We start from the raw sequence: 25,677 nt of genomic DNA on the forward strand, positions 1-25,677 counted from the left end.
GTCGTTTTGGCCCATTCACTGGCGCTGGATGAACGTGCCTTGATTCTGGCACCTCCGCCATTAGCGGCGGATACCTCGCGCCTGCTCGCCTCCGCCGGCATCGATAGCCTGTGCGCCGTCGACCTGGCCAACCTGCACAGCTGCCTGGCTGAAGGCGCAGGCCTGGCAATCATTGCCGAGCAAGTGTTCAGCCAGGGCCCAAGCGCGTTGCTCCAAGCATTCCTCGACCAGCAACAAAGCTGGTCGGACCTGCCCATCGTGCTGCTGATCCAGGGTGCCTGGTCGGCCACGGGCGCGAGTAACCACCCGGTGGGCAATCTTCTGCTGATGGTCGCCCCGTTCGACAATGCCCAACTGCTGCACATGACCCAATCTGCCCTGCGTAACCGGCGCCGACAATACCTGACACGCGACCAGTTGCAGGACCTGCAGCAGCGTCTGAACACCCCGGTCGCATCGTCAGACCCGGAGCAGGAACGCAACGAGTTCGCCCACTACCAGGCACGCAAGATGGAAGCCATTGGCCAACTGGCCGGAGGAGTTGCTCATGACTTCAACAACCTGCTCACCAGCATTGGCGGCAGCTTCGAGCTGATTGAACGGCGACTGCATCAAGGCCGCTGCGATGGCTTGGACAGCGTGCTGCGCATGGGCCGTGAGGCAGTTGCACGGGCTGCCCGCCTGACCCACCGGTTGCTGGCGTTCTCCTCCCGCCAATCGCTGCACAGCCAGCGCGTCGACCTGCACAGCCTGCTTGAGGTGAAACGCCTGAAGGCCTGCCTGAACCCTGCCGTAACCTTGCACGTGCACATCGCCAAAGGGCTGTGGCCCGTAGAAGCCGATAACAAGCAGTTGCAGGATGCCCTGGACAACCTGCTGCTCAATGCCAGCGAAGCCATGCCCAATGGCGGCCAGTTACGAATTGAGGCGAGCAACCAGCACATCGAGAACACACAATTCACCAGCGGAGCGCTGTGCGCCGGTGACTATCTGCGCCTGAGCATCATAGATGACGGCCAGGGCATGGCGCGAAGTACGATGGAGCACGCTTTCGAGCCTTTTTTCAGTACCAAGGCGATCGGCCAGGGCATCGGCCTGGGCCTGTCGATGGTGTATGGCTTCAGCAAGCAGTCCCGCGGGCATGTCACGCTGCACAGCCAGATCGGCCAAGGCACCCAGGTAGACCTGTACCTGCCGCGCCATATCGGCCAAGCCCGGGAACCGAGCAAGCCGATACCTGTGCAAGGTCCCCGAGGCCGTCATGTGCTAGTCGTCGAGGACGACCCCCATGTCCGTCAATTGTTGTGTCAGGCGCTGCGCGAGAGCGGCTTCCCCTGCCACAGCGCGTCCAACGCCACCCAAGGCCTTAAAGTGCTGCGCTCGGCACAACCCGTGGATCTACTGGTCAGCGACATCGGCTTGCCCGGCATGAATGGTCGGCAACTGGCCGAAATTGCACGCAGCCTGCATCCGCATTTGCCGGTGCTGTTCATCACCGGCTACGCGGAAACGGCCATGGCCCGCGAGGGGTTTCTTGACGCGGGCATGCACCTGATCTGCAAACCGTTCGAATTGAAAGAAATAAAGGCGCAGGTAGCGCGGATTCTCACGAAGTCCTGAACCCTATTGTTGGTCGAGCATGGTTAGCGCCTGATCGGCAAGGTCCGCCAGCAAAAACGGCTTGTTCATCAATGCCGTTCCCGGCTGATCGAGCAACTGCGCTTCAACAGAATGGTCAGCATAGCCGGTGATGAACAGTATCTTCTGAGCAGGGACCTGCATGCGCATGGCCTTGGCCACTTGGCGGCCACTGAAGCCGCCCGGTAAACCGATGTCGGTAATCACCAGGTCAAAGGGATCATCGAGGCGGAAGCGCTCCAGCGCAGTATTGGCGTCACTCGCATCAGTGACCACAAAACCGCGTTCGGTCAGGTATTCGCGCATCACGGTACGCAAGTTGAGCTCGTCATCCACCAGCAGTAAACGCTCGCCCTGGGCAATACGTTGGGAGCGCAGCCGGGGTTTGGGCTCTTCGGGTACTGGCTCATGGCATCTTGGGAAAAGCATTGAAACCTTGGTGCCTTGGGTCGGAGCCGATTCGATCCACGCATACCCCCCCGATTGACCGACAAAGCCATACACCATCGATAGCCCTAGCCCGGAACCACGTCCGATCGCCTTGGTGGTGAAAAATGGCTCAAAGGCCCTGGACATTTCCTCCGCCGACATGCCACGGCCGTCATCCTCGACATGCAGGGCCACATAGTCGCCTGGCGGCAGGCCACCCTCATCGGGAAAACTGGCCGTTAACCGCTCGTTGACGCTCCGAACAGTAACATTGCCACGCTCCAGGCAAGCCTCCCGGGCATTGGCGCATAAGTTGACCAAGGCATTTTCAAGGTGGGGAATGTCCAGGCATACCGCCCACGGCGCGACATCCAGTTGCCAGTGCAAGCGCATCTCTGCGCCCAGCGCCTTGAGCAGCAACGGCTCGCTTTGCCGTAACTGCCGATTGAAGTCCAGGGTCTTGGGTGCAAGTGGGTGATGCCGAGAGAATGCCAGCAGGCGATGAGTCAGCTCCATGGCGCGCAGCACGGAGTCGCGAGCGACCTCCACATAGGTTTCAATCCGCTCCATGCGCCCCTCCTGCAAGCGCCGCTGCAACAGTTCGAGGCTACCACCGATACCAGACAGCAGGTTGTTCATCTCGTGGCCCATGCCCCCGGCCAACTGCCCCACAACCTCCATGCGTTCACTGTTGCGCATCAGTGCTTCAGACTGACGCGCGGCCTCCTCGCGGTCTTCGGTGATATCCCGACCGACTGCCGTCAGCAGGCTGCCGTCGAACCGTGCACTCCAGCTAAACCAGTGATAATGGCCATCGCGGTGGCGCAAGCGAGTCTGCACCTGCTCGGCATCGATGTATTGCAGGAGCCCGGAGACCGCCACCTGGACCTCGGTGCGATCCGCCGGATGCACCAGCTCCAGTAACGGCACATCGTGAACCTGCTCCTGGGTCCAGCCCAGGATGCGGTACCAGGCCGGGTTGGCGGCATGCACCCTCAGCTCAGGGGTTATCGTCATCATTGCATCACGCGACAACTGCCAGATCTGCTCGCGCTCGGCCACATGCCTCTCTATCTGCCGTTCAAAGCCTTGGGCCTGCTCACGCCAATGATGATGCGCCTCAACGCTGGCCGTGGTCTCGATCACCGTGTGCAGAAAACCCGCCACGTTGCCAAGTTCATCGTGCAGTGGTGCATAACCGAACGCGCACCACAGCGGCTCGCTGCCTTCGCCGCTGACGATACGCTGGGGCGGGTCCTCGACAAAGTTTGAACGCCCTTCAAGCGCCTTGAACACCCAGGGCCCCATTGCCGGCCAGAGATCACGCCACAGCGCATCGAACCCGTTGCCTAGTGCATCCGGTCGGGCGACCCGCAGCGCCCGATAGCCATCGTTGTGCACCACGCAGAGGTCCGTCCCCCAGACCACTGCGCAGGGAAACGGTGACAAAACCATCATGTCAACGGCAATGCGCAACGATGCCGGCCATCGCGGCAACGGCCCAAGGGTTGTACGCCCCCAGTCAAATTGCGCAATTCTATCGCTCATCAGGTCGAGCGAGGGCGATACGGGCGTTTTCAAGGGGAGCTGCCGCGCAGGTTTGCGCGGCGTACCGTGTACGGCCAATAGCGTTACTCCAGCAATGCAAAGATTCACCACGAGTGCCGAGGCTACCCCCGAGGGTTTCGTTCAAATTAGCACAGCATAAGCTGCGCACTATGGCGTACGTGCGCCTGGCAGCTATGCTGATTAGGTTTTCTCCGGGCCAGGGAGCAACGGCCCATTCAGGTTGCCGACGGGAGCGTGGTCATGAGCAAGAAAATGCTGGTAGTGCTGACCAATACAGCCAAGTATCCGACCCTGAAACGGGCCACGGGGCTATGGCTGGGTGAAGCAGTGCACTTTGTCGAGAAAGTCGAAAAGGCCGGCTACACGGTCGATTATGTCAGCCCACAAGGTGGCTATGTCCCTATCGACCCACACAGCCTGCAGATGGCTCCCGATCTGGACTGGCAATGGTATGACGACAAAGCCTTCATGACGCGACTGGGTACCAGCTTGAGCCCTGGCCAGGTAAAGGCCGACGAATACAGCGTCATCTATTACACCGGTGGGCATGGAGTGATGTACGACTTTGCCGAGAACAAGCCGCTGCAGGAGCTGGCGCGCAAGGTCTACGAAAAAGGCGGCATTGTTGCAGCGGTCTGCCATGGCGTGGCCGGCCTGCTTAACATCAAGCTCAGCGACAACAGCCTTCTACTGAAGGGTCGCAAAGTGACCGGCTTTTCCGACATTGAGGAACAACTGGTCGAGCTGGACAAGGTGGTGCCTTTCTCGACAGAAAAAGAGCTAGGTGGCCGGGGCGGGGAGTACAGCAAACATGATGAGCCGTGGAAGCCATACGTCGTCGAGGATGGTCTGCTGATCACCGGTCAGAACCCTGATTCCACTGCGCTGCTCGCCGAGAAAGTACTGGAGAAACTCAACGCTAAGTAAAGCCTTACATCAGCCTTCTGGTTTTCCTGTCGCGCAGACTGCACGCGGACTACAGCCGGCAGGTCATCGAATGCATAGGCTCTGGGCTCAGCTGTACACCACGAACAGCTTCTGCCCGGAGAACTAATGCACCATGTTGAAAATCATGCACGCCGGGCGCCGCCTGCGGGAGCTCCTGCTGCTCGCCACTGTAGGCTTGGTGCCTGTTATTTCCGGTTTGTTGGTGATGATTGTTCAACTGGAAATGAAGCTTGAGGAAAACGCGGCCATTTCCGTTCAGGAAGCGGTTTTCAGCATTGACCAGGCATTGAATCGACTGCAAGAGGCTGCCCAGCGCACCCTGCCACTGGCAGGCAAGCCCTGCGAAAGCGTTAACAGCGCTTTACAGGAGCAGGTCGTGAGCCGTTCCATGCTCAGGTCGTTGACCCTGGTAAAGGGCAATGAAGCCTACTGCAGCAGCACTTCAGACTCACTGGACTACTTATCTGCCTTCGCCTCATCGGGCCAACAGGTCGAACTGTCCTATGGGCAACCTGACAGGCGCCGCAAACTGCTGGTCAACTTTTACCTGCAAGGCAACGAAAGCGGCGTAATCGTGACCGCTTATGCCTCACAGCTGCGCAATGAACTGGATGGTTTTCAGGATGGCCTGACGCTGCTGGTGGAGTTTGGCGACCGCTGGATCTGGAGCGAAGGCGATAGCCGTGACGCACAGCGCCCTTCCCAGTCCGAGTTTCTCGCAACCGCGTTATCGGCCAAATATGGGTACAGGGTAAAAGGCGGCTACGCGCAAGGTTCCACCGCCCAGGAAATCCGCCAGTCCATGCTGCAGATCCTGCCCTCGTTGATGCTGGTGGGGACCGTGACCGGCCTGATCGTCTATCTGGGCCTGTTCAGGGGACGCTCCAGCAGCAGAGATAGAGCCGCCAATGCTACATGAAGGCGGCGCTACCCAGAGGGCATCAGTCGGTGCTCAGCACACCGCGGCGTACCTGGTCACGTTCGATGGATTCGAACAGCGCCTTGAAGTTGCCTTCACCAAAGCCATCGTCCCCTTTGCGCTGGATGAACTCGAAGAACACCGGGCCGAGCAGGGTTTCCGAGAAAATCTGCAACAACAGGCGTTTGTCTTCGGGCTGCGAGGCACCATCGAGGAGGATGCCGCGTGCTTGCAACTGGTCGACCGGCTCGCCGTGACCAGGCAGCCGCTCTTCAAGCATTTCGTAGTAGGTTTGCGGCGGCGCAGTCATGAAGCGCATGCCAAAGCCCTTCAGGGCATCCCAGGTCTTGAGCAGGTCGTCGGTCAGGAAGGCCACGTGCTGGATACCTTCGCCGTTGAACTGCATCAGGAACTCTTCGATCTGGCCTGCACCCTTGGACGACTCTTCGTTGAGCGGAATGCGGATCATGCCATCGGGAGCGGTCATGGCCTTGGACGTCAGGCCGGTGTACTCACCCTTGATATCGAAGTAGCGGATTTCGCGAAAGTTGAACAGCTTCTCGTAGAAGCCAGCCCAGTAGGCCATGCGCCCGCGATAAACGTTGTGGGTGAGGTGGTCGATGATTTTCAGGCCGGCACCCACCGGGTTGCGGTCAACACCTTCGATGAAGTTGAAGTCGATGTCGTAGATCGAGCTGCCTTCGTCGAAGCGGTCGATCAGGTACAGCGGCGCACCCCCGATGCCTTTGATTGCCGGCAGGCGCAGCTCCATCGGCCCGGTTTCGATTTCAACCGGCTGGGCGCCCAGTTCCAAGGCACGGGCATAGGCCTCATGAGCATTGCGCACACGGAACGCCATGCCGCACACCGACGGGCCGTGTTCGGCCGCGAAGTACGAGGCGATGCTCTTGGGTTCGTTGTTCAGGATCAGGTTGATGCCACCCTGGCGGTACAGGTGCACATCCTTGGAACGGTGGCTGGCCACCTTGGTGAAGCCCAGAATCTGGAAGACCGGCTCAAGTACGCCTGGGGTCGGCGAAGCCAGTTCGATGAATTCGAAGCCCATCAGGCCCATTGGATTGTCGAAGATATCAGCCATGTTCGTGTCCTCATCTGCAGCGAAATATTATTGATTGCGTAGGATGTGGGACAGGAACGGCGGGGCGCAGGGAATACCTCGCACGCTGCGGGCGAGGAAGTCACCTATGATCAGCTTGAACCCATGGTATGTCATATGGACCCATTCTCGGCGGGCTTGATCCTTCGGTATTGAAGGACCTTATTGTTGTATTCGTAAATGGATTCTACATTGCGTAAAAACGTTTGTCGCGTTTTAGTTGGCCGCGTGTCCCGACAAGCGGCTATCCTCTCGTTACCCTTCACACAGATCATTCCCGCATGCCTCTTACCGCCAAACGCCGCGCCCACCTGAGCTGGCGCAACCTGCTGCCCTGGGTCGTCGGCGTGCTGCCGGTATTGTGCGGCCTTGCCGTGATGAACTGGCAAGTAGAGCGCGAGATGCAGGCCAGCAGCCAGGCCACCACCCGCCAGGCGGTGGAGCACGTCGAACGCATCCTCGACAACCTGTCCCGTGCTGCCAATGCGCTACTCCCCCTGACTGCCAGCCCTTGCGACCAGGTCCAGCTTACGCTGCGTGCCCAGGTGACCCGCAATGCCTTCGTGCGCTCGACCAACCTGTTCAGGCACAACAACCTTTATTGCACCTCGCTGTTCGGCGAATTCGACGAGCCGGTCAACGCCAGCGATTACACCGATGGCAAGCTGTGGCTGATGGACGGCAACTCGGTCACCCCGGGGCATCCGCTGTTGGTGTACCGCGCCAGCGACGGCGACAACGGCGCGATCACCACGGTGGATGGCGACCATTTGTTGACCGCATTGCGCCTGATCGGCCCGGATGAAGAGCTGCAAATACGCGTGGGCAACGCCTGGATGGGCAAGGACGGCGTTGTACACATAGGCGCACCACCTGTCGCAGCCAGTGCCAACGTGTTGCTGGGCTCGACGCGTTACCCGTTCAGCGTGCAGGGCGGCTACAGCGCCGACAAGCAAGGCCAGTTGCTGCGCAGCCACTACCCTGCCCTGCTCAGCCTGCTGCTGGTACTGGGGGCCGTGGCCGCGCTGGTCTGCCGCTGGCAGATTCGCCGCGCCACCTCGCCCCGCGCCGAGCTGGATCGGGCCCTGCAGGCTGACGAATTCCTGCCGTACTTCCAGCCGGTGGTGCGCAAGGGCGATTACCGCTGGGCCGGTGCTGAGGTGCTGATGCGCTGGAACCACCCGCGAGAAGGCCTGGTTCGCCCTGACCTGTTCATCCCCTATGCCGAGCACAGCGGGCAGATCGTCGCCATGACCCGGGCGCTGATGATGCACACTGCCCAGAGCCTCGCGCCCTACATTGGGCTGCTGGAGGATGGCTTTCACATCGGGGTCAACATCACCGCCGACCACTGCCGCGACTTGCGCCTGCTGGACGACTGCCGCACCTTCCTGCAGCACTTCCCGCCTGGCCGGGTGGTACTGACCCTGGAGCTGACCGAGCGCAAGCTGATCGAGCCCACCCCGGTGACCCTGGAACTGTTCGAGAAACTGCATGCCATGGGGGTGATGATTGCACTCGACGACTTCGGCACCGGGCAATCCAGCCTCAATTACCTGCGCCAGTTCAAGGTCGACTACCTGAAAATCGACCAGAGCTTCGTTGCCATGATCGGCGGCGATGCGCTGTCCGTGCACATCCTCGAAACCATCATCGAGCTATCTGCCAAATTGGGCCTTGGCATCGTTGCCGAGGGTGTCGAAACCGACACCCAGCGCGACTACCTGGCCCGCCATGGCGTGGACTTCCAGCAAGGCTACCTGTTCGCCAGGCCCATGCCCGCGGCGCAGTTCCTTGAGGCATTGGCCTCACATCCGGGCGCGTCACGGTTGCCGCAAGGCGCGCCCCCTGAGATCATGCGCGGCTGATCCAACCGCTCAACTCCCCATTCGAGGCATTTGTGTCAAAAGGCATTGTTTCATCGGTCATGGCGTCCTGTCTGTTCGCTGTGATGTACTTCTATACCTCACTGCTCACGCCACTCGATGGCGAAGAGATCTTTGGCTGGCGCACCCTGCTGACGCTGCCCTGCCTCACCTTGTTCATGCTTGTCTCGAAGGACTGGAAACGGGTAGGCGAGCTGCTGGCCCGGGTAAAACGCACGCCCGTGCTGTTGCTGGGCATGGTCGGTACGTCCTGGCTGATGGGCGTGCAGTTGTGGCTGTTCCTCTGGGCGCCCCTGCACGGGCGCAGCCTGGAAGTGTCGATGGGCTACTTTCTGCTACCGCTGGCCATGGTGCTGACCGGGCGGCTGGTGTATGGCGAGCGCCTGTCGCGCCTGCAGAAGGTAGCCGTGGCCTGCGCCGCGCTGGGCGTAGGCCACGAGCTGTACCAGAATGGCAGTTTTGCCTGGGAAACCCTGCTGGTGACGATCGGCTACCCGATCTACTTCGTACTGCGCCGGCGTTGCCGCACCGACCACCTGGGTGGCCTGTGGTGCGACATGTGCCTGCTGCTGCCGTGGGCGCTGTACTTCGTGATCCAGGGCCCGCTTTCGTCCGGCGACCTGCAGGCTCACCCGGGCCTGTATGCCCTGATCCCGGTCCTTGGGGCCATCAGCGCCTCGGCCCTGATCGCCTACGTGCTGGCCAGTCGCTTATTGCCATTCAGCCTCTTCGGCCTGCTCAGCTACGTCGAGCCCGTGCTGCTGGTGGGGGTGGCGCTGCTGCTGGGCGAAACCATCGGCCCGGATCAGTGGCTGACTTACCTGCCGATCTGGGCCGCGGTGCTGGTACTGGTGCTCGAAGGCTTCAAGCACCTGCTGCGTCAGCGTCGCCGTTCGGTATAAGCCGAACCTGGCGCACCCGCCGCTCTTCAACCGCCTCCACGGTCAGCGTCCAGCCATTCCAGGCCAGGCGATCCCCCACCATCGGCAGGCGGTCGAGCAGGCTCATCACCAGACCTGCGAGGGTCTGGTAATCGTCGGTGGCACGGGCACTGAAGCCGGTACGTGCCTGCACCTGGCTCAGGTTCAGTGCACCGCTCACCACAAAGCCTTCACCCTCCTGGACGATACCGGGGCCTTCAACCTCGCTCGCGTCCGGTAGTTCACCGGCAATCGACTCAAGGATGTCGGTCATGGTCAGCAGGCCGGTGAAGTCACCGAACTCGTTGACCACAAAGGCGATGTGGGTCGACTGCCCACGCATCTGCTCCAGGGCATTGAGGATGCTGAAGCTCTCCAGCAGGTTCAACGGCGCCCGTACCATGCCTTCCAACTCCGGCTGGTGGCCCGACAACAACTCCTTGAGCAGCTCCTTCTTGTGCACGAAGCCCAGTGGTTCGTCGACACGGCCATTACGTATCAACGGCAGGCGCGAGTACGGCGAGTTGGCGAGGGCCTGGGTAATGGCTTCGGCCGGTTGCGCAAGGTCGATCACATCGACCTCGGCACGTGCGGTCATCACCGTACGGATCGGCCGCTCGGCCAGGTTGAGTACGCCACTGATCATTACCCGCTCACGGCGGTCGAACAGCACCTGTTCCTCGCCACCTTCGACCAGGTCGGCGATTTCCTCGCCCACCTCGTCAGCCTCGACCCGGCGACCGCCCAGCAGGCGCAGCACGGCATGTGCGGTGCGCTCGCGCAGCGGCCGGTGCTGCTGCAAGCTGCGCTTGCGGCGGGCACGGGCCAGCTGGTTGAACACCTCGATCAGGATCGAGAAGCCAATCGCTGCGTACAGGTAGCCTTTCGGGATATGGAAGCCCAGGCCCTCGGCGGTGAGGCTGAAGCCGATCATCATCAGGAAGCCCAGGCACAGCATGATCACCGTGGGGTGGGCGTTGACGAAGCGGGTCAGCGGCTTGCTGGCAACGATCATGATACCGATCGAGAAGATCACCGCGATCATCATCACCGACAGCTCATCGACCATGCCCACTGCCGTGATCACCGCATCCAGCGAGAACACCGCGTCCAGCACCACGATCTGGGCGACGATAGGCCAGAATGCGGCATGGCGCAGCGTGCCACTGGCCTGGGTCACATGGCCTTCCAGGCGTTCGTGCAACTCCATGGTGGCCTTGAACAGCAAGAACACACCACCGAACAGCATGATCAGGTCACGGCCAGAGAAGCTCTTGCCGAACACGTCGATCAAAGGTGCGGTGAGGGTGACCATCCACGAAATACTGGCCAACAGGCCCAGGCGCATGATCAATGCCAGGCTCAGGCCAATCACCCGCGCGCGGTCGCGCTGATGCGGTGGCAGCTTGTCTGCCAGGATGGCAATGAACACCAGGTTGTCGATACCCAGCACCAGCTCAAGGACGATAAGCGTCAACAGGCCTAGCCAGGCCGTGGGATCGGCTAGCCATTCCATTAGCGGGTACTCACGAAGGAAGCGTCACGAGGACAGAGGGGGGACGGCCTGAGAGGCCAGAGACTGGGGGGCTCCGCGAAGGTGCTCATATATACCTTGATAGAAAATTGGGAAAATAATCCTACAGGCACAGCAGTTTTCTCTGATAGCGCAAAACTATTACAAAACCTGTAACGCGTGTGGGTCCGCATTGGGGGTACTTTTATTCAATACTCTAGACAACCAACAGCTGAAACTCAGGGTTCCTTGCAACTACCCGGATCTCTCACATGAGCCTGTCCCTGTCCATGGCCGCCTTCGCACTGGCGGCGTCAATCTCCCCCGGCCCGGTCAACATCGTTGCCCTGAGCAGCGGCGCCAGCCATGGCTTACGTGCCAGCCTGGCGCATGTCGCCGGCGCCACTCTGGGCTTCTGTCTGTTGCTGGTGCTGGTCGGGCTGGGCCTGCACCAGCTGCTGCTGCGTTGGCCTGTGTTGAGCGTGCTGCTGCACTGGAGTGGGGTGATGTTTCTGCTGTACATGGCATGGAAACTGGCCCGCGACGATGGCCAGCTGACTGGCGCGCACTCAACACCCGCCCCCTCGGCCTGGCACGGCGCGGCCATGCAATGGCTGAACCCCAAGGCCTGGCTGGCGGCAGTGGCCGGGGTCGGCGCTTATACCGGCGGTGAGCAGCACTTGCTGTGGTTGTTCACCTGGATCTACGGGCCGATCTGTTTCATTTCGGTGGCCAGTTGGGCATGGGCCGGCAGCGTGATTCGTCAGTACCTGAGCAACCCACGGCACATGCGCCTGCTCAATCGAGGGTTGGCGGTTTTGCTGGCGGGCAGCGCTGTGTACCTGGTTATCTGACCCCGGTGGCATTGCGGTAATGACCCGGCGTCGCAGCCAAATGCTTTTTGAACGCCCGCTGCAAGTGCGCCTGGTCGGCAAAACCGGCCTCCTGCGCAACCTCGGCAATCGCCCGCCCCTGACGCAACTGCGCCCTGGCCAGCTGAACGCGCTGGTCGAGCAGATAGCCATGCGGTGTCAGCCCGTAATGTTGGCGAAAGGCACGAATCAGGTAGGCGCGCGACAGGCCGCACGCTGTGCAGATATCTGCCAGGCTCAGCGGATCGCTGCGATGAGCGCGTATGAACGCTGCTGCCGCGTCCAGCCGTGGGTGGCCTTCGTCACTGACACGGGCATTGGCGCCGAGAAAGCCCGGCAATGAGCCGAACAGCGCGGCCAGGCGGCCTTCCCGGTCAGGCACACCCGCATCGAACAGGTCTGCAAACGCCTGCAATAACCGTTGGTACAACGCAGGCGAGTCACTCCAGGTTTGCGTCGGCAATTCAAAGCCTTGCGCCTGTAACCAGGGGAGGTCGACGAACAGCATCAGGTAAGACCAGGGCTCACCGTCGATGGGATTGCAGGTATGCACAACGCCCGGGTTCATCAGCACGGTGGTACCGGCCCCTACCTGGATGCGAAGGTCACCGTTGAGGTAGGTGCTTCGCCCGCCGGTGATCACACCGATCGAAAAGCTCTCATGGGAGTGCGCGGCGTAGCACACCTGCCGCCCGTCCCCTACCCGCCGCGCTTCGACAAAGGGTAATGCAGGGTCACGCCAGAACCGCGAAACCTCGATCATCCCCTTGCCCACTCGCTGCTGACATGCACCGATACTACACGTTTACCTGTGGAAACAGGTCCAGCGTCCGCTCCACTTCACCGATATCAATCACGAAGCCATCACCCTCCGGTATGCCGACCACAAAGCCAAAATGCTGGTAGTCACGGTCGGTCAGGTACTTGTAGTAGCTGACAAAACGGTTCGGCGGCTGCAAGGTCAGCAGGCAGCCGCCAGGCTGAAGCACATTCACCCCGTGCACCAACTGGCTGCCCTCCACGCCGATGACCACTCTGGCCCCGGCACAGGCCGCAACAATACTCGGTACGTCGGACTTCAGCGGATTGACGACGCGAAAACCACGGGTCACACGCAGGTGCTCGGCAAGCTCCAGCTCGTTGCGCAACAGGCGCAGGTCACCGTCACCGCCGCGTAGCAGGAATACTCCTGGGTGTGGGGCATGCGCCACGTGCGACAGCAGTTTATCGCCCATGGCTCGGTAGCGGGCATGCCGGCTGCGGTTGTTGCCGTGATCATCGAACAGCACCAGCTCACGGAAAAACGCACTGCGCAGCCGCAGCGGCTGCATGCCCAGCCAGTCTTCATAGGCCGGCGCCTGGGTGAACAGCGGGTACCTGGCCGATGGCGCAGTGGTCACCGGTATGCCCTCGTTACAGGCCAGCGCATAGGTTGGGCAATCTTCCATCAGCCAGGTGCCGAACCACGAATTGCCGTTTTGCGTGCAGTAAATGGCGGCGCGGTCTATTTCGTTGTCCACGATGATTGTCGGGAAGGTATTGGGCTTCTGCGACAGCCAGTGGCTGGCCTTGCCCTTGTACAACGCGCCATCGACCAGCCATACATCCTTGATCAGATAGCCGCGGGTTGGCCCTTCCAGCGTGCTGATGCCGCCCTCCATGGTGCGAGCAGGATGCACGTAGGGGTAAAAACGCTTGCCCTCCCAGCCCGTTACCCGCTCCAACTGGCCAGGCAGGAAAATGGCCGGCGGCGACACCCTGGTTTCGCCCGGGGCAATGTCCCAACTCTTGGTGGCGATGCTCTTGAGGTCGAGGGCCGTGTTCTTGCCCAGCCGCTTGCGCGCCATGTAGCGGTAGGCGGCCAATGTCCACGTGTGCTGCTTGGTTTCGGGCGATGCACTGAACTGCGAGATGTCGCTTCCCATGAAGCGTCCTCCCCTGATGACGAAGTCTAAACCCTGGCGTCAAGCGCCAGATCAATGCATCCCTGGCAACCACTCAGTTGCATGTGACTCTTTCCATGGTGGGCGGCGACTGCAGGCTGGCGTACCGGCTGCGCAGGGTTTCCACGAACGGTTCACCCGCACTCCTGCCACCATAGAGATAAATCTTGTGCAGGCCGCCAAACACCATCTCGTGGTAACGGCTGGCAACCTCCTCATCGCTCGGGCCCTCCGGCAACCCCAGGTGCAGCGTGAGTTTGTCGCCCTCCACTGCAAACATCGGGGTATCCCACAAGAACTTCGCCGTACCGGTCTTGGGCAAGCGAACAAACAGGTAGGCATGGTTGCCCAAAGAGTCGATGTCCCCCCCGCGACGGCGCTTCCATTTCAGCAGGCCGTCGTCCGGGCGCGCCAGGCACAGGCCGATGTCGTAATAATCGAAGCCCTGCTCCAAGGCCCATTCAAGCGCCATGAAAGTGGTAATCGAATTGACCTCGCGCAACCTCTTGGCATCACTGAACACCGCCTCGCAATAGCCGAAACGCAACGTGCTCCAGTAGCGCTTCCCACCGCGCACCACTTCGCAACCCAAATGGCAGCCGATCACTTCGTCACCCAACGTGATCAGGTCGAGCCTGCCGACGCTTTTGGCAATGCGGAACACTTCTTCCGTGGGGAACTGCGCAGCATGGATACCCTGCCTGGCGGTGGCATAGGGGCGCAGCAGCTCACGGTCTGCCATGGCGATCTCGTCGTCCGAGAGGGCCTGGCGCATCCGGTACAGCGGGCGATTCTTGCGAATGCTGCGCCGCAGTTCGCTGTCGTAGCGCGCCGTGATGTCCTCCAGCGAGCGGCCCAGCGGCACTACGGCGCTCAGGTAATGGGGCACTGACAGCGCCCCCGACGAGGGCATTTCGCTGATGACCACGACATGGTTGGCAGCCGCCGTCGCACTTGCACTGTCCACGATAGAAGCGCTGCCCTGGCCCTTGCCACCGATCAACAGCTTGGCCATTTCCCGCTGTTGCTTGCGGCCGATGTAGAGAATTTCGTAAGGGCTTTCCTGCTGTAGCCGAAACCTGGCTACTTCCCAACGCCAGAAACAGGCACGCGCCGCCATTTCCCGAACTTTGCTGGCCAGCAGCCTCATTTCGTAGCGCATGGAGGGTGACAGGAGCTTTCGCGCCACAGCCGTCAAGGTCTCTTTCATTTCTTCTTCGACGTCCTTTGAAGTGTGCTCTATGGTCTATCTGAAAAAGAGAAAAAATCAGCAAAAACACTTAACGCCTTGATTTTTATAGTTTGCCCTGAAACTTGCCTATCACATTCAGTAACAATTTAAGATACCTGCAAACGCTTTGGCAAGCGGCTTCTGGCTGACTTTAGATCAAGTTTGATGGCGTCAAATTTCCTGCGTGAAAACCCATGCCAATCGCAAGTTTGCTATAAGCGTGCCGACACACGCGGCATTTCATTACAACTTGGCTATTGATAATTAGCATTTGATATCTTGTTTGCATAAAAGAAACATCAAATTGCCTGAACGCCTTACAGGGTGCCTGCTGGCCCATTTGGCAAGCACACACGGTCCGCTTGAGCCAGACTGGTGTTTTTCCGGCGGCCGGTGCATGCTCGCAGCTGAAGCGATTCACCCGGCTTGAAACCAGCCCCGCAATGTGAGGTGCAGTACCTATGGACCGTCTGCTCGATTCACTCTTCCCCAGCGCCGAGAACATCCCTGAAACCTGGCGCCTGGGAGCCCCTCTGGAACAACGAGATTACCTGGTGAACGGCGAGCTCAGGCGCTGGGACGGCCCCTTGGCCACGGTACGCAGTCCGGTATGGCTCAAGGAGGGTGCTGATGAACGCCAGGTGGTGCTGGGCAGCGCACCGCTGCTCGATGCCGACACCGCCCTCACCGCCCTCGACGCCGCCGTACAGGCCTACGACAAGGGCCGCGGTGCCTGGCCGAACATGCGTGTGGCCGAACGTATCCAGCATGTCGAAACCTTCCTGGCACGCATGCGCGAGCAGCGCCAAGCGGTGGTCAAGCTGCTGATGTGGGAGATCGGCAAGAACCTCAAGGATTCGGAAAAGGAATTCGACCGCACCTGCGACTACATCGTCGACACCATCAACGCCCTCAAGGATCTCGACCGCCGCTCCAGCCGCTTCGAGCTGGAACAGGGCACCCTCGGCCAGATCCGCCGCGCGCCCCTGGGCGTGGCATTGTGCATGGGGCCCTACAATTACCCACTGAACGAAACCTTCACCACGCTGATCCCGGCGCTGATCATGGGCAACACCGTAGTGTTCAAGCCGGCCAAGTTCGGTGTGCTGCTGATCCGACCGTTGCTCGAAGCCTTCCGTGACAGCTTCCCGCCGGGTGTGATCAACGTGATCTATGGCCGCGGCCGGGAAACGGTGAGCGCGCTGATGGCCAGCGGCAACGTCGATGTGTTCGCCTTCATCGGTACACACAAGGCTGCCAGCGACCTTAAAAAGCTGCACCCACGTCCCCACCGCCTGCGCGCCGCACTGGGCCTGGATGCCAAGAACCCGGGGATCGTGCTGCCGCAGGTCGACCTCGACAACGCCGTCGAAGAAGCGGTTACCGGCGCGCTGTCGTTCAACGGCCAGCGCTGCACGGCACTGAAGATCCTGTTCGTCCACGAGGACGTGGTCGACGCCTTCCTCGACAAGTTCCAGCGCAAACTGGCCGCGCTCAAGCCCGGCATGCCCTGGGAACCGGGCGTCGCGCTGACGCCATTGCCGGAGCCCGGCAAAGTCGACTACCTCGACGGCCTGGTCGCCGATGCCACAGCCAAGGGCGCGCGCGTGCTGAACGAAGGTGGCGGGCAAAACCGCGGGTCGTTCTTCTACCCGGCCCTGTTGTACCCGGTGAACCACGAAATGCGCGTGTACCACGAGGAGCAGTTCGGCCCCCTGGTACCCGTAGTGCCATATCGCGACCTGCAAACCGTCATCGACTACGTGCTGGACTCCGACTACGGCCAGCAGCTGAGCCTGTTCGGCAACGACCCGGCGACCATCGGCAGCCTGGTCGACATCTTCGCCAACCAGGTGGGGCGCATTAATATCAATGCTCAATGCCAGCGCGGCCCGGACACCTACCCGTTCAACGGCCGCAAGAACAGCGCCGAAGGCACCCTGTCGGTGCATGACGCCTTGCGTGTCTTCTCTATCCGCACCTTGGTCGCCACCCGCTTCCAGGAGGCCAACAAGGCACTGATCAGCGAAATCATCCGTAACCGCCAATCGAGCTTCCTGACCACCGACTACATCTTCTGACGGCCGCACTTATAGAAAATCGATCTAGCGCCATTGTCGATTTTCCATCGGCGCAAACGACTCTAAGCAACAGGGCGCCCTCCGGCGCCCACCGCAAAGGAGAGTCGAACATGGCAGTCAAACCCATCCCGGAAGGCCAGCACAGCATCACCCCCTACCTGGCCATCAACGACGCCGCCAAAGCCATCGAGTTCTACAAGGAGGCCTTTGGTGCGGTCGAGATGTTCCGCCTCGATGCCCCTGGTGGGCGCGTGGGCCATGCCGAATTGAGGATCGGTGACTCGTCGCTGATGCTGGGCGACCCCTGCGACATGGAGGGCGGCCTTACCGCCAGCCAGAAGCTCAGTGGCGCAGGCGTGGGCCTGCACCTGTATGTCGAGGACTGCGACAAGGTATACGCCCGGGCCCTGGCGGCTGGCGGCACCCAGTTGCACCCCTTGACCGACCAGTTCTACGGCGACCGTAGCGGCACCCTGAAGGACCCGTTCGGCAATATCTGGTTCGTCTCCACCCATAAGGAGGACCTGAGCCCTGATGAAATTCGTGCCCGCGCCGCGAAGATGTTCGGCGGTAACCCAGCGGCAAGTTGAAAGCGGCGCGACTTTGCTTGAAGCTTGAGGCTCGTAGCCTGGAGCTGCTTCATGCGAATCATCGACAAAACCGCTGCGCAGGTGCGCAGCCTGACCTCCGCCGAAGAGGAGCTGCTGGTCGGCTTTGCTACCGGCAGCCTCGTCGGCCCACGCCTGCTGCAGGCCAACCAGCTACTGATGAAGGTGCGCAACGCCAACCAGTGGCTGGCCTGTGACTGCCGCAACGACGCCTTGCCGGTGCTCAATGTCACCCTTAACGGCAGCACCGGCACCTTGTTCCTCAAGAACAACCCAGGCACCGCCGAGCACGCGGCTGGCTGCCCGTTCACCAAGGACGAGCGGGAGGCTTCCGAGCGCGAAGACGACCCTGCGCCACCCGCCGCCTGGCTACCGCCCGACACGCCATTGCGCCTGATTGGTGACTTTCGCGCCAGTAACGCCAGTGCCACCAGTGATGGTAACGAGCGGCGCGAACAGCAGCGCCTGCTGTCGCTGTTACTGACCTGGATAGAAACCAGTGGCCTCAATCTCTACGCCACCCACTTGAAAAAAGACCTGACCACGCAGTTTGCCGAATTGCGCAGCGTGGCCAGCCGCTACCCGCTGCTGGAACGGGTACCTGCCAGCAACTACCTGGAAACCCGGCTGGACATGAAGCACATGATGATGCTCAAGTCCCGTCTGCGCGAAGCCACCGTGTTCGGCAACCATCGCCGCCATGGGTTGATGCTGGACTGCGTCGACCAGATCAAAGGGCGCAAGCTGTTCAACAACCGCAGTGAAGACGGCTTCGACTTCCAGGGGCACCACCTGTACTGGGGCGGTAGCCGCACCACCGGGCCCTTGCTGGCGCTGATGATCTACTCGCCGACCAGCGCCGGCAGCCATTTCTATGAGCTGATCCACGTGGCCAGCGTGCCGGTGCTGTCCCGTTCGCATCTGTTCCCGGTGTATCGCGATGAAGAGCGCGAACCGCTCAAGGCCCTGGTGTCGCTGATCGACTGGATGGCCAGCAAAGGCGTCAAGGTGCAGATGCGCCGGCCAGTGATCGGCGGCCAGGTGATGGATGAGCTGGTGCTGACCTCGGACCAGGACAGGGTGTTGTCAGTGTCGCTACTGGAACAGCCCATCGGGCCAGAGCCGGACACCGAAAACTTCAAGCGCTACGCCGACTTCAAGAGCCTGGAAACCTTCCGCAAGTTCGTCGCCGGTTTCTTCATGCGGGAGCGCTGAACGCCGGACAGTACATGCCCCGCTGCAGCAACGGTCTTGTGGCGCGACCGGGGCGCAAAGGGGCCCAGGCTCGCGGGTACCGATTCAGTCCAGGCATTCCTTGGCCGCCTGGCGCAATTTGTCGCCAGACAGGAAGCTGCCCTTGTAGAAGGTCGCGCGGCTGCCCTCGCGAGCGTCGACCACGTCCAGCACATCGTCACTTGCCACCGCACTGGATGCCGTCAGCCGGTAACCGTGGGCAATCGACTTCTGTGTGGCCTGGGGTGCCAAGGCCTGCCACTTGGGCAGGACACAGGCAGCATACTGCTGCGGTGTTTTTTTGGTCAGCTTGCTGGCAGTGGGTTTGCCGGGCGTTGCGCAGCCGACAAGAGTGGCAACTAACGCAGAGGTGAGAAAGATACGAAAAGTAGGCATTTGCAATTGGCCGTCAGGGATACGCTGCATTCTAGCGAGGGTTGCGCCGGGTTTCTAATCAACCAAGGTCTTGCAGCTGAATTTTCGCGCAATTGACACAGCACCAACGCGCCAGCAACAACAAACACACATAGCAGCTTGTTTACTGGCGCCCGGTAGCAGCAATTAATTGTTGTGACCCAAGGAACGAATTCATTCTGCCCTGCTTCTGATTAACATCACGGCATCACCGGCCGGCTTTGCTCAGGAGAACCCCATGCTCTGGTGGCTGGACCTACTCGCCCAATATGCAACCTCCACCGGCCTCGCCGTGCTCTGTATTTTCGTGTTCTGGGCTTATGGCCTGGCATTCGGCAGGGCCTACATGAAGCTGCTTTCTGGCCTGCTGGCCGCCATGCTGCTCATGATCGCCGCATGCCCGCATGGTGTGGACTTTGCGCTAGGCAAACACCTGGCGCAGGGTGATAGCAGTGCTTTGCTGCTGTTTCTTGCAGATGCTACAGGCGTGATCACGGCGGTGGTGGTGGCCTCGTTTTTCTTCAGCCCAGGACGGTTGCCGGACGAAGCCTGAGCGGGTGGCATACAGAGCACCTGATATTTCTGCCAGTAGCATGGGCGGCTGAACGCTGAGAAAGTGAACCTGCCAATGGGGCATCACACCGCGACTCGGCCAGGAACTACACACCATGCAAAAGAACGCCAACAACACGCAATTCTTCTATCAGAATGGCAAGCTGGTCACACTTAAAACCGGTGAACAGGGCCGCAGCATCTTTCGCTCCTCGGACGTGCCACTTGCCGAGCAGCAATCAGACGGCACTCACACCAGCGGATTGCTGGTGACCGACGACAAGGGTTCGGTATTGCAGGTGCGGGAAAAAAGCTGAACCTCCGACGCCACTGCAGGGATCGCACAAGCTTTTCAGAGCTCTCTCAAGGACGGGCCTTCCACAAATCTGTTGCGTTTCACCCGGCCCTGAGGCGATGCTCACGGGACCGATGAAGCAATAGACAAGGAAGGCCTTTAGCACCATGGAGACGCTTCACAGCATCAAGTCGGATCTGGTCCGAACAGCCGATCATCTGGAAAAACTCAGTCAGGCCATGAGCGGCCACGCCCGCTTCATGGAGGCGCGAGGTTCACAGCGCGAGATCGATGTCACGGCGCACATCCGGTCCATCGATGTGGTTGCGGACGAGCTGCGCTCTGTGGCTGCGAAAATCGACGACATCAAAGGCGCTTGATGATGAGCGAAGCAGGTGACTGCTTCGCATCAGGTGCCCGGGCAGCCAGTCAGCTGAACTTGAGCTTCGCCACTTTGCTCAGCGCCCAACCACTGAACACGTAGAACGCATCCAGGTAAAAGCGCCCCGCATAGTTGGGCAATGGCGCGTGATTCAACAGCACATCCGGGTCGGGCGCCGGTGGAAACAGGGCATAAAAGCCGTTGGGTAGCACCGCCAGGGCCAGCAACAACAGGTAAGTCGAGGCTTGCAGCAGGGTGCTACGACTGCTGAATCTGGCGGACCATTTCAGGCCGTAGTATGCAACCAGGCCGGCAACGGGCAACACCCAGAAATGCGTGGGGATCCCAATGAACATTTCGGCGACAACGCTTCTGGCTTCCACCCACTGTTCTCCATTCAAATGCGTGAATTATCGCGTTCAAGGCAGGCAAATGCAAAACAGGCACGGCTCCAGCCAGTTCTTGAAATATGCCGGTGAACCTGCATACAGCGCGTTGGGCGGAAATCATGATGACGTCCCCACACAAAAAACCCGCTTTCGATAGCGGGCTTTTAGTGTAGAGGGATCATTGCATCATGCTTTCGAACACATCAACGCGGCATCCAGCAACCGGCCATGGTCGTACCAGGCATCACGTTGATAGGCCGTGAACTGGTGCTGGCCTCCTGTGCTGCGCAGCTCCACAAGGCCACCTGCCTTGTTGGGGTCGGTGCTTTCGATGAACAGTCTGACCGAGTGATCGCCATCGACCTCGTAGGTTTTCACATTCCCTGGAAGTTCGCCCTTCACGCACCCCAGATACGCCGGTGGGCTTTTCGCGGTGGTGCCAGAGGTATAATCATGCCCGTCACGCACGTCAGGGTTTTGTGCGCAACCTGCCATGAACACTGTGACGAAGGTGGACACAAGCAATGCGCCTGCTACCGATCTTGAACGATTCACGCGTCACACTCCTGCTCCCCCATTGAGAACCTGGGAAAGTGTTGCCAAGTAGCACGCCCGTTTTTTAGTTTTAGTGAGCCCATGTTACTGCTCAATGACAACCGTGCCATAGGGTTGTTTGCTATATGGGTTCAGGATGCATTTGAGTTATAGCCAGGCTTTTCTCCAGCGGCTTTTCTCGCAAGCATCAGGCCGGCCAGCCTGCCGCAAGGATTCCGGCGGGGCTCGGGCATGTCACAGTCGGAGGGGCATAAGCGACGGCAAATGACCCCAACTCCGAGTATTACCGAGCCCACTTTCGGGGGTCAGGCAATGGCCTTGAGAAACACCAGGGTTGCCACCAGATCCAGTACCAGCACAGCAGCCACAACGAAAACCATGTAATAGCGGTCATCCTGAGTCATTTCGGCGCTCTCCGCGAGGTCAATGTTTCAGGGTCACAGCAATTACCGTTCCAGCATCGAACCGCATCCAACCGCTACCATTGCGCTCATGCGTGGCGGCCTTCGTCACCGCTCTTTAGAGTATGGCGAGGTCTTGCTGATATAGGGCTACGTGCCGAACGCGAGCTCCCTGTCACATGTATTGCTTGAGCCATTACCGCTGGCCTGCCTCAGTGGAGAAAGTGATCCTTGACGTATTGCACCGTCATGTCCAACGTGCGCGCCATGTCGGGATTTTTTAACTGATACTTGCGCTCCCATTGCTCGCTATCACTCATGTCGAAGCGCTGCGTCTGGATAAAGTCCAATGACTCGGCACTGATCGCAAACCGTGCTTCCAGCCCGGGAATCGCCAAAAGCCACCTGAGCAACCTTATCGGTACATGCCGGCGTGGCGCCTTGACCTCCAGCGTTTTTGCGATCTGCTCAAGCATCCCCTGCAGGCTCGATGTGTGTTCATGCAGCGCCAGCGCCTGGCGGTTGGCCATCGAGGGGTCGAACGCCACACAGGTCATCATCGCCACCAAGTAGTCAACGCTGACTAATGGCAGCCAGTGCCTGGGGGAGCCGGGGACCGCTTTGAACCGACCTTGTGCCAGATTTCGAACGAGTGCGACCAGAGGCTGCCCTTCCAGGATGTGACCACTCTCGCTGTGGCCGCACACCGTAGCAGGATGAACGATCGTGTAGTCCGCGCCCGCATCCTGCATATAACGGATGACTGCAAAATGTGACTCGATCTTGCTGCCTTCGTAGCCACCTACCCGGCCGTAGACTGTGGGCCAATTTGTGTTTTCAGGGCACTCTTTATCAACACCGACACGGGCAAGGTGATCAAGGTTCTGCAGCATGAAGCCGCCCACCATCAGCAATCGGATGCGCTGGCTCGCCGCAAGCTTGGCGACCCTCAGCGCCCCAAGCACATTGACAGCCTGGGCGCGCTCCATTGACAGCCCCCAGGAAAACTCCGCGGCGAGGTGGAAGATCACAGAGGCCGAAGACACGCACTGCTTGTCCGCTTCGCTGATTCCAAGCCCCTCTCTGCTGATATCGCCCTCAACGGCATGGATATACGCAGGATTACCGCCCAGTTGACCTACCTGTTTTCTGAGACGCTCAATATTGCCAGGGGTGCGCATAAGCACCCAGGCCTTGTACCCGGCAGCGGTAAGACGGGCCAGTAGATGTTGCCCTACAAATCCACTGCCGCCTGTGACGAAACATTCCACACTCATGCCTGATTCCTTGTCTGGATAATGGGTGCAGGCTAAGGTGTAGAGCACGCTCTATAGTCAAGGGGTTTTTAGTGTGAACATTGGAGAGGTAGAACGCCGCAGTGGCGTCGGTCGGCATACATTGCGCTATTACGAACAGCTCGGGCTTATCGTGGCACAACGACAGGCCAACAATTACCGCAGTTACAGCGATCAGACGGTTGTTGACCTGGCCTTTATACAGGGCGCCCAGAGTGGCGGTTTTTCCCTCGCTGAGATTGGAGAAATTCTTGCAGCCAAGCGGGGCAACAAGATCGATTGCGCGCAAGGCGCAGCCTTGGTCGCCAGCAAGATGACCGAAATTCAAGCGAAGATCGCCACGCTTCAAGCCGCTTATGCCTTTCTGAATGCAGAGCATGCGAAGCTTGAAGCCAGTGCCATTGCCAACGGTCTGATTACTCCCAGCTTAGCTGTCCATCTGCATGCCTCTACGCCATAGCCTCCGGCAAGGCCATTCGCTCAGCTCGTCCAGCCACGCCGATGGCAGGCTTAACATTTCACCGTCCAGAGCTGATCGATCCGCGTCGTATAGGATTGGCTCATCATCTCCCTCCTCATCCCCCAGTCCGGGGATGCCGGCACGCTGGCGGCTCGCATCGTCCCCCTCCCCCAACGCCCGTTGATGTCATCCATCACCTGCATCAGTCGATCACATGCCACTGACTGTTTGAGCGCAAACAAGTCCTCTGAAAAATCACCTGGTTGCCGCAGGTCCATCAGCAGCACTTCTGCCTTGCTGTAGCGAAACCCTGGCCTGAAGATTCGCCCGACCGCATCGGTGGCCAGTCGGGTCATCAGCAGCGTGTCACAGGTGGGGTATGGCAGCTCCACCAACGCGCCCTGTGCGTGGTGCGCCTCATCCGGGTTGAACATGCCGGTGCGAATGCTCACACGCATGCGCTTGCACACTGAGCCTTGGGCGCGGAGTTTTTCCGTTGCTCGGCCGACGTAAGTGGCCACTGCCTGCTTGATGGGCGCCAGCTCTGTCAGCCGCTTGCCGAACATCCGGCTGCAGCAGATTTCCTGCTTCGGGGGGTCGGGGTCGTCCAGTTCCAGGCACGGCGTGCCTGCGAGCTCGCGGGCAGTCTTCTCCACCACCACACTGAATTTCTGCCGCAGCGTCCAGGCATCAGCCTTGGCCAGATCCATCGCCGTATGAATGCCCATCGCCTCGAGGTGGGCGGTCATCCGCCGCCCGATGCCCCATACCTCTTTCACTTCGGTGTTGCGCAGCACCCAATCGCGCTTGAACGGATCGGTAATGTCGACCACACCCCCGGTCTGCGCCTGCAGGCACTTCGCCGTATGATTGGCCAGCTTGGCGAGCGTCTTTGTGCCGGCGATACCGACACCCACGGGGATACCGGTGCACTGGAAGATCCTGGACCGCATCTTGCGTCCGAACTGGGTCAGGTTTCCCTGTACTCCGGACAGATCAGCGAAGCACTCGTCGATGCTGTAGATCTCAGTGGCCGGCACCATCGAGTCGATCAGGGTCATGACCCGCTCGCTCATGTCGCCGTACAACGCATAGTTGCTGCTGAAAGCCTTGATGCCGTGCCGGCGCAGCTTGTCCTTCACTTGAAAGTACGGCTCGCCCATCTTCACGAAGGGCTTCGCGTCGTATGACCTGGCGATCACGCAGCCGTCGTTGTTGCTCAACACGACGATCGGGGTTTTGGCCAGGTCGGGCCGAAACACGCGCTCGCAGCTCGCGTAGAACGAGTTGCAGTCGATCAGCGCGAATACCTGTTCACTGCGCATGGTCGCGAACGCTGTAACGCACAACGCCCCAGACAACGAGCTCGTCGCCTTCCATGATGTACCGTGCCGGGTAGGCGGGATTTTCAGATTTCAGGATTACCACGCCATCGCGACGATGCAGACGCTTGCAAACGGGCTCGCTGTTGACTGCAGCGATGACAATGTCCCCATGCTCCGCCTCACGACCGCGGTCGACGATGACGATGTCACCCGAGTAGATCCCCGCCCCTTGCATGCTGTCGCCCTCCACTTTCACCAGATACACATGAGGTGCGCGAAGGTCGAATAGCTCATCAAGGGAAATATGGCCTTCCAGATGGTCCGCGGCAGGCGAAGGGAAACCAGCCGGAACGTGAAACGAATACAGAGGTAGCAATTCGGTTCCGCCGGTGGGCGTACCCAAAAATGTGATGGTCATGGTGGAAGGCCTGATGAGAACTGTATGTATATACAGTAAATCTGGCATCAGGTGCCCGGTCAATCCTGACGGGTAAAAATTCTGACGGACGAGAGGTGAGGTAATGTGCGGAAGGTGCCTTTGAAATTCTGGAGCGCGACTCTGAAAAAATACAAAAGGAGCACCTCTAAGCCTGCCAGAGTGGCCAGCCCTACCAAATCGGCGTGCCGGTCTGGCACATGCATGAGTCGATCGAGCGCTTGCAGCGCCTGGCCAAGTGCTGGCGCATGGTCGCCCGGGGCAGT

General features: G+C 60.1%; 25 protein-coding genes. 13 read left to right on the top strand and 12 right to left on the bottom strand.

Annotation, left to right across the window (positions count from 1 at the left end):
• The first annotated feature begins 6 nt into the window (after nt 1-6).
• Entirely contained in the window at nt 7-1,620 is a 1,614-nt protein-coding gene (locus tag MRBLPB4O_RS14845; RefSeq protein WP_341795691.1) for a response regulator, read from the top strand.
• A 3-nt stretch (nt 1,621-1,623) separates the two neighbouring features.
• Here the strand turns inward: MRBLPB4O_RS14845 and MRBLPB4O_RS14850 are convergent, their stop codons facing one another.
• Nucleotides 1,624-3,693: an ATP-binding protein gene (locus MRBLPB4O_RS14850; RefSeq protein ID WP_341795692.1), complete on the bottom strand. Its 2,070-nt coding sequence runs from the start codon at nt 3,691-3,693 to the stop codon at nt 1,624-1,626.
• A gap of 183 nt (nt 3,694-3,876) precedes the next feature.
• Here MRBLPB4O_RS14850 and MRBLPB4O_RS14855 point away from each other — a divergent pair, with 183 nt between their 5' ends.
• Together MRBLPB4O_RS14855 and MRBLPB4O_RS14860 are read left to right on the top strand one after the other, a co-directional pair.
• Nucleotides 3,877-4,563, top strand: coding sequence for a type 1 glutamine amidotransferase domain-containing protein (locus MRBLPB4O_RS14855; RefSeq protein ID WP_341795693.1), 687 nt, complete (start codon nt 3,877-3,879; stop codon nt 4,561-4,563).
• 133 nt (nt 4,564-4,696) lie between these two features.
• Nucleotides 4,697-5,503 (top strand): CSS-motif domain-containing protein, encoded by an 807-nt coding sequence (locus MRBLPB4O_RS14860; protein ID WP_341795694.1) that lies wholly within the window; start codon nt 4,697-4,699, stop codon nt 5,501-5,503.
• Between the two features lie 22 nt (nt 5,504-5,525).
• Here MRBLPB4O_RS14860 and hppD read toward each other — a convergent pair whose 3' ends face one another.
• On the bottom strand, nt 5,526-6,602 hold the full coding sequence (gene hppD / locus MRBLPB4O_RS14865) for a 4-hydroxyphenylpyruvate dioxygenase (protein ID WP_063423504.1): 1,077 nt from the start codon (nt 6,600-6,602) through the stop codon (nt 5,526-5,528).
• Between the two features lie 299 nt (nt 6,603-6,901).
• On the opposite strand from hppD, the gene MRBLPB4O_RS14870 reads away from it, so the two are divergent.
• Nucleotides 6,902-8,488 (top strand): EAL domain-containing protein, encoded by a 1,587-nt coding sequence (locus MRBLPB4O_RS14870; protein ID WP_341795695.1) that lies wholly within the window; start codon nt 6,902-6,904, stop codon nt 8,486-8,488.
• Nucleotides 8,489-8,520: 32 nt separating this feature from the next.
• Nucleotides 8,521-9,408, top strand: coding sequence for an EamA family transporter RarD (gene rarD, locus MRBLPB4O_RS14875; RefSeq protein WP_024717647.1), 888 nt, complete (start codon nt 8,521-8,523; stop codon nt 9,406-9,408).
• Here rarD and MRBLPB4O_RS14880 read toward each other — a convergent pair.
• The gene (locus MRBLPB4O_RS14880) at nt 9,371-10,942 is read right to left on the bottom strand and encodes a TerC family protein (protein WP_341795696.1); all 1,572 of its coding nucleotides are present in this window, start codon (nt 10,940-10,942) and stop codon (nt 9,371-9,373) included. The two genes, rarD and MRBLPB4O_RS14880, sit on opposite strands and share 38 nt — an antisense overlap.
• Nucleotides 10,943-11,211: 269 nt before the next feature.
• On the opposite strand from MRBLPB4O_RS14880, the gene MRBLPB4O_RS14885 reads away from it, so the two are divergent.
• A complete protein-coding gene (locus tag MRBLPB4O_RS14885; RefSeq protein WP_341795697.1) occupies nt 11,212-11,793 on the top strand; it encodes a LysE family translocator in 582 nt (193 codons plus the stop codon).
• Here the strand turns inward: MRBLPB4O_RS14885 and MRBLPB4O_RS14890 are convergent.
• The 3 genes from MRBLPB4O_RS14890 to MRBLPB4O_RS14900 all read right to left on the bottom strand — a co-directional run bounded on the left by MRBLPB4O_RS14890 (nt 11,786) and on the right by MRBLPB4O_RS14900 (nt 14,964).
• Nucleotides 11,786-12,574, bottom strand: a complete 789-nt coding sequence (locus MRBLPB4O_RS14890) for an AraC family transcriptional regulator (protein ID WP_341795698.1) — start codon at nt 12,572-12,574, stop codon at nt 11,786-11,788. The two genes, MRBLPB4O_RS14885 and MRBLPB4O_RS14890, sit on opposite strands and share 8 nt — an antisense overlap.
• Before the next feature lie 34 nt (nt 12,575-12,608).
• Nucleotides 12,609-13,736, bottom strand: coding sequence for a glycosyltransferase 61 family protein (locus MRBLPB4O_RS14895; protein WP_341795699.1), 1,128 nt, complete (start codon nt 13,734-13,736; stop codon nt 12,609-12,611).
• A 73-nt stretch (nt 13,737-13,809) separates the two neighbouring features.
• Complete coding sequence (locus MRBLPB4O_RS14900) at nt 13,810-14,964, bottom strand: hypothetical protein (protein ID WP_341795700.1); 1,155 nt, start codon at nt 14,962-14,964, stop codon at nt 13,810-13,812.
• Between the two features lie 482 nt (nt 14,965-15,446).
• Here MRBLPB4O_RS14900 and MRBLPB4O_RS14905 point away from each other — a divergent pair, with 482 nt between their 5' ends.
• The 3 genes from MRBLPB4O_RS14905 to MRBLPB4O_RS14915 all read left to right on the top strand — a co-directional run bounded on the left by MRBLPB4O_RS14905 (nt 15,447) and on the right by MRBLPB4O_RS14915 (nt 18,889).
• Complete coding sequence (locus MRBLPB4O_RS14905) at nt 15,447-17,066, top strand: NADP-dependent glyceraldehyde-3-phosphate dehydrogenase (RefSeq protein ID WP_341795701.1); 1,620 nt, start codon at nt 15,447-15,449, stop codon at nt 17,064-17,066.
• Nucleotides 17,067-17,176: 110 nt separating this feature from the next.
• Nucleotides 17,177-17,656 (top strand): VOC family protein, encoded by a 480-nt coding sequence (locus tag MRBLPB4O_RS14910; protein ID WP_341795702.1) that lies wholly within the window; start codon nt 17,177-17,179, stop codon nt 17,654-17,656.
• 51 nt (nt 17,657-17,707) lie between these two features.
• On the top strand, nt 17,708-18,889 hold the full coding sequence (locus MRBLPB4O_RS14915; RefSeq protein WP_341795703.1) for a hypothetical protein: 1,182 nt from the start codon (nt 17,708-17,710) through the stop codon (nt 18,887-18,889).
• A gap of 84 nt (nt 18,890-18,973) precedes the next feature.
• Here MRBLPB4O_RS14915 and MRBLPB4O_RS14920 read toward each other — a convergent pair whose 3' ends face one another.
• The gene (locus tag MRBLPB4O_RS14920; protein ID WP_341795704.1) at nt 18,974-19,333 is read right to left on the bottom strand and encodes a hypothetical protein; all 360 of its coding nucleotides are present in this window, start codon (nt 19,331-19,333) and stop codon (nt 18,974-18,976) included.
• A 226-nt stretch (nt 19,334-19,559) separates the two neighbouring features.
• Between MRBLPB4O_RS14920 and MRBLPB4O_RS14925 the strand changes: the two genes are divergently transcribed.
• The 3 genes from MRBLPB4O_RS14925 to MRBLPB4O_RS14935 all read left to right on the top strand — a co-directional run bounded on the left by MRBLPB4O_RS14925 (nt 19,560) and on the right by MRBLPB4O_RS14935 (nt 20,548).
• The gene (locus tag MRBLPB4O_RS14925; RefSeq protein ID WP_341795705.1) at nt 19,560-19,874 is read left to right on the top strand and encodes a hypothetical protein; all 315 of its coding nucleotides are present in this window, start codon (nt 19,560-19,562) and stop codon (nt 19,872-19,874) included.
• A gap of 115 nt (nt 19,875-19,989) precedes the next feature.
• Nucleotides 19,990-20,190: a hypothetical protein gene (locus tag MRBLPB4O_RS14930; protein ID WP_341795706.1), complete on the top strand. Its 201-nt coding sequence runs from the start codon at nt 19,990-19,992 to the stop codon at nt 20,188-20,190.
• 145 nt (nt 20,191-20,335) lie between these two features.
• Nucleotides 20,336-20,548, top strand: coding sequence for a hypothetical protein (locus MRBLPB4O_RS14935; protein ID WP_016499929.1), 213 nt, complete (start codon nt 20,336-20,338; stop codon nt 20,546-20,548).
• Nucleotides 20,549-20,597: 49 nt separating this feature from the next.
• Here the strand turns inward: MRBLPB4O_RS14935 and MRBLPB4O_RS14940 are convergent, their stop codons facing one another.
• The 3 genes from MRBLPB4O_RS14940 to MRBLPB4O_RS14950 form a co-directional block, all read right to left on the bottom strand.
• Nucleotides 20,598-20,906 carry a hypothetical protein gene (locus tag MRBLPB4O_RS14940; protein WP_341798890.1) on the bottom strand — a complete coding sequence of 103 codons (309 nt, stop codon included), beginning with the start codon at nt 20,904-20,906 and terminating at the stop codon, nt 20,598-20,600.
• Nucleotides 20,907-21,125: 219 nt separating this feature from the next.
• A complete protein-coding gene (locus MRBLPB4O_RS14945) occupies nt 21,126-21,494 on the bottom strand; it encodes a hypothetical protein (protein WP_341795707.1) in 369 nt (122 codons plus the stop codon).
• 613 nt (nt 21,495-22,107) lie between these two features.
• Entirely contained in the window at nt 22,108-23,172 is a 1,065-nt protein-coding gene (locus MRBLPB4O_RS14950; RefSeq protein WP_341795708.1) for an SDR family oxidoreductase, read from the bottom strand.
• A gap of 73 nt (nt 23,173-23,245) precedes the next feature.
• Between MRBLPB4O_RS14950 and MRBLPB4O_RS14955 the strand changes: the two genes are divergently transcribed.
• Entirely contained in the window at nt 23,246-23,650 is a 405-nt protein-coding gene (locus tag MRBLPB4O_RS14955) for a MerR family transcriptional regulator (protein WP_341795709.1), read from the top strand.
• A 50-nt stretch (nt 23,651-23,700) separates the two neighbouring features.
• Here the strand turns inward: MRBLPB4O_RS14955 and MRBLPB4O_RS14960 are convergent, their stop codons facing one another.
• The gene (locus MRBLPB4O_RS14960) at nt 23,701-24,975 is read right to left on the bottom strand and encodes a Y-family DNA polymerase (RefSeq protein WP_341795710.1); all 1,275 of its coding nucleotides are present in this window, start codon (nt 24,973-24,975) and stop codon (nt 23,701-23,703) included.
• A complete protein-coding gene (umuD, locus tag MRBLPB4O_RS14965; RefSeq protein WP_059396000.1) occupies nt 24,965-25,393 on the bottom strand; it encodes a translesion error-prone DNA polymerase V autoproteolytic subunit in 429 nt (142 codons plus the stop codon). The genes MRBLPB4O_RS14960 and umuD overlap by 11 nt, the downstream gene beginning before the upstream one ends.
• Nucleotides 25,394-25,677 lie beyond the last annotated feature (284 nt).

This window comes from Pseudomonas sp. LPB4.O (assembly GCF_038383825.1).
Classification (GTDB): domain Bacteria; phylum Pseudomonadota; class Gammaproteobacteria; order Pseudomonadales; family Pseudomonadaceae; genus Aquipseudomonas; species Aquipseudomonas putida.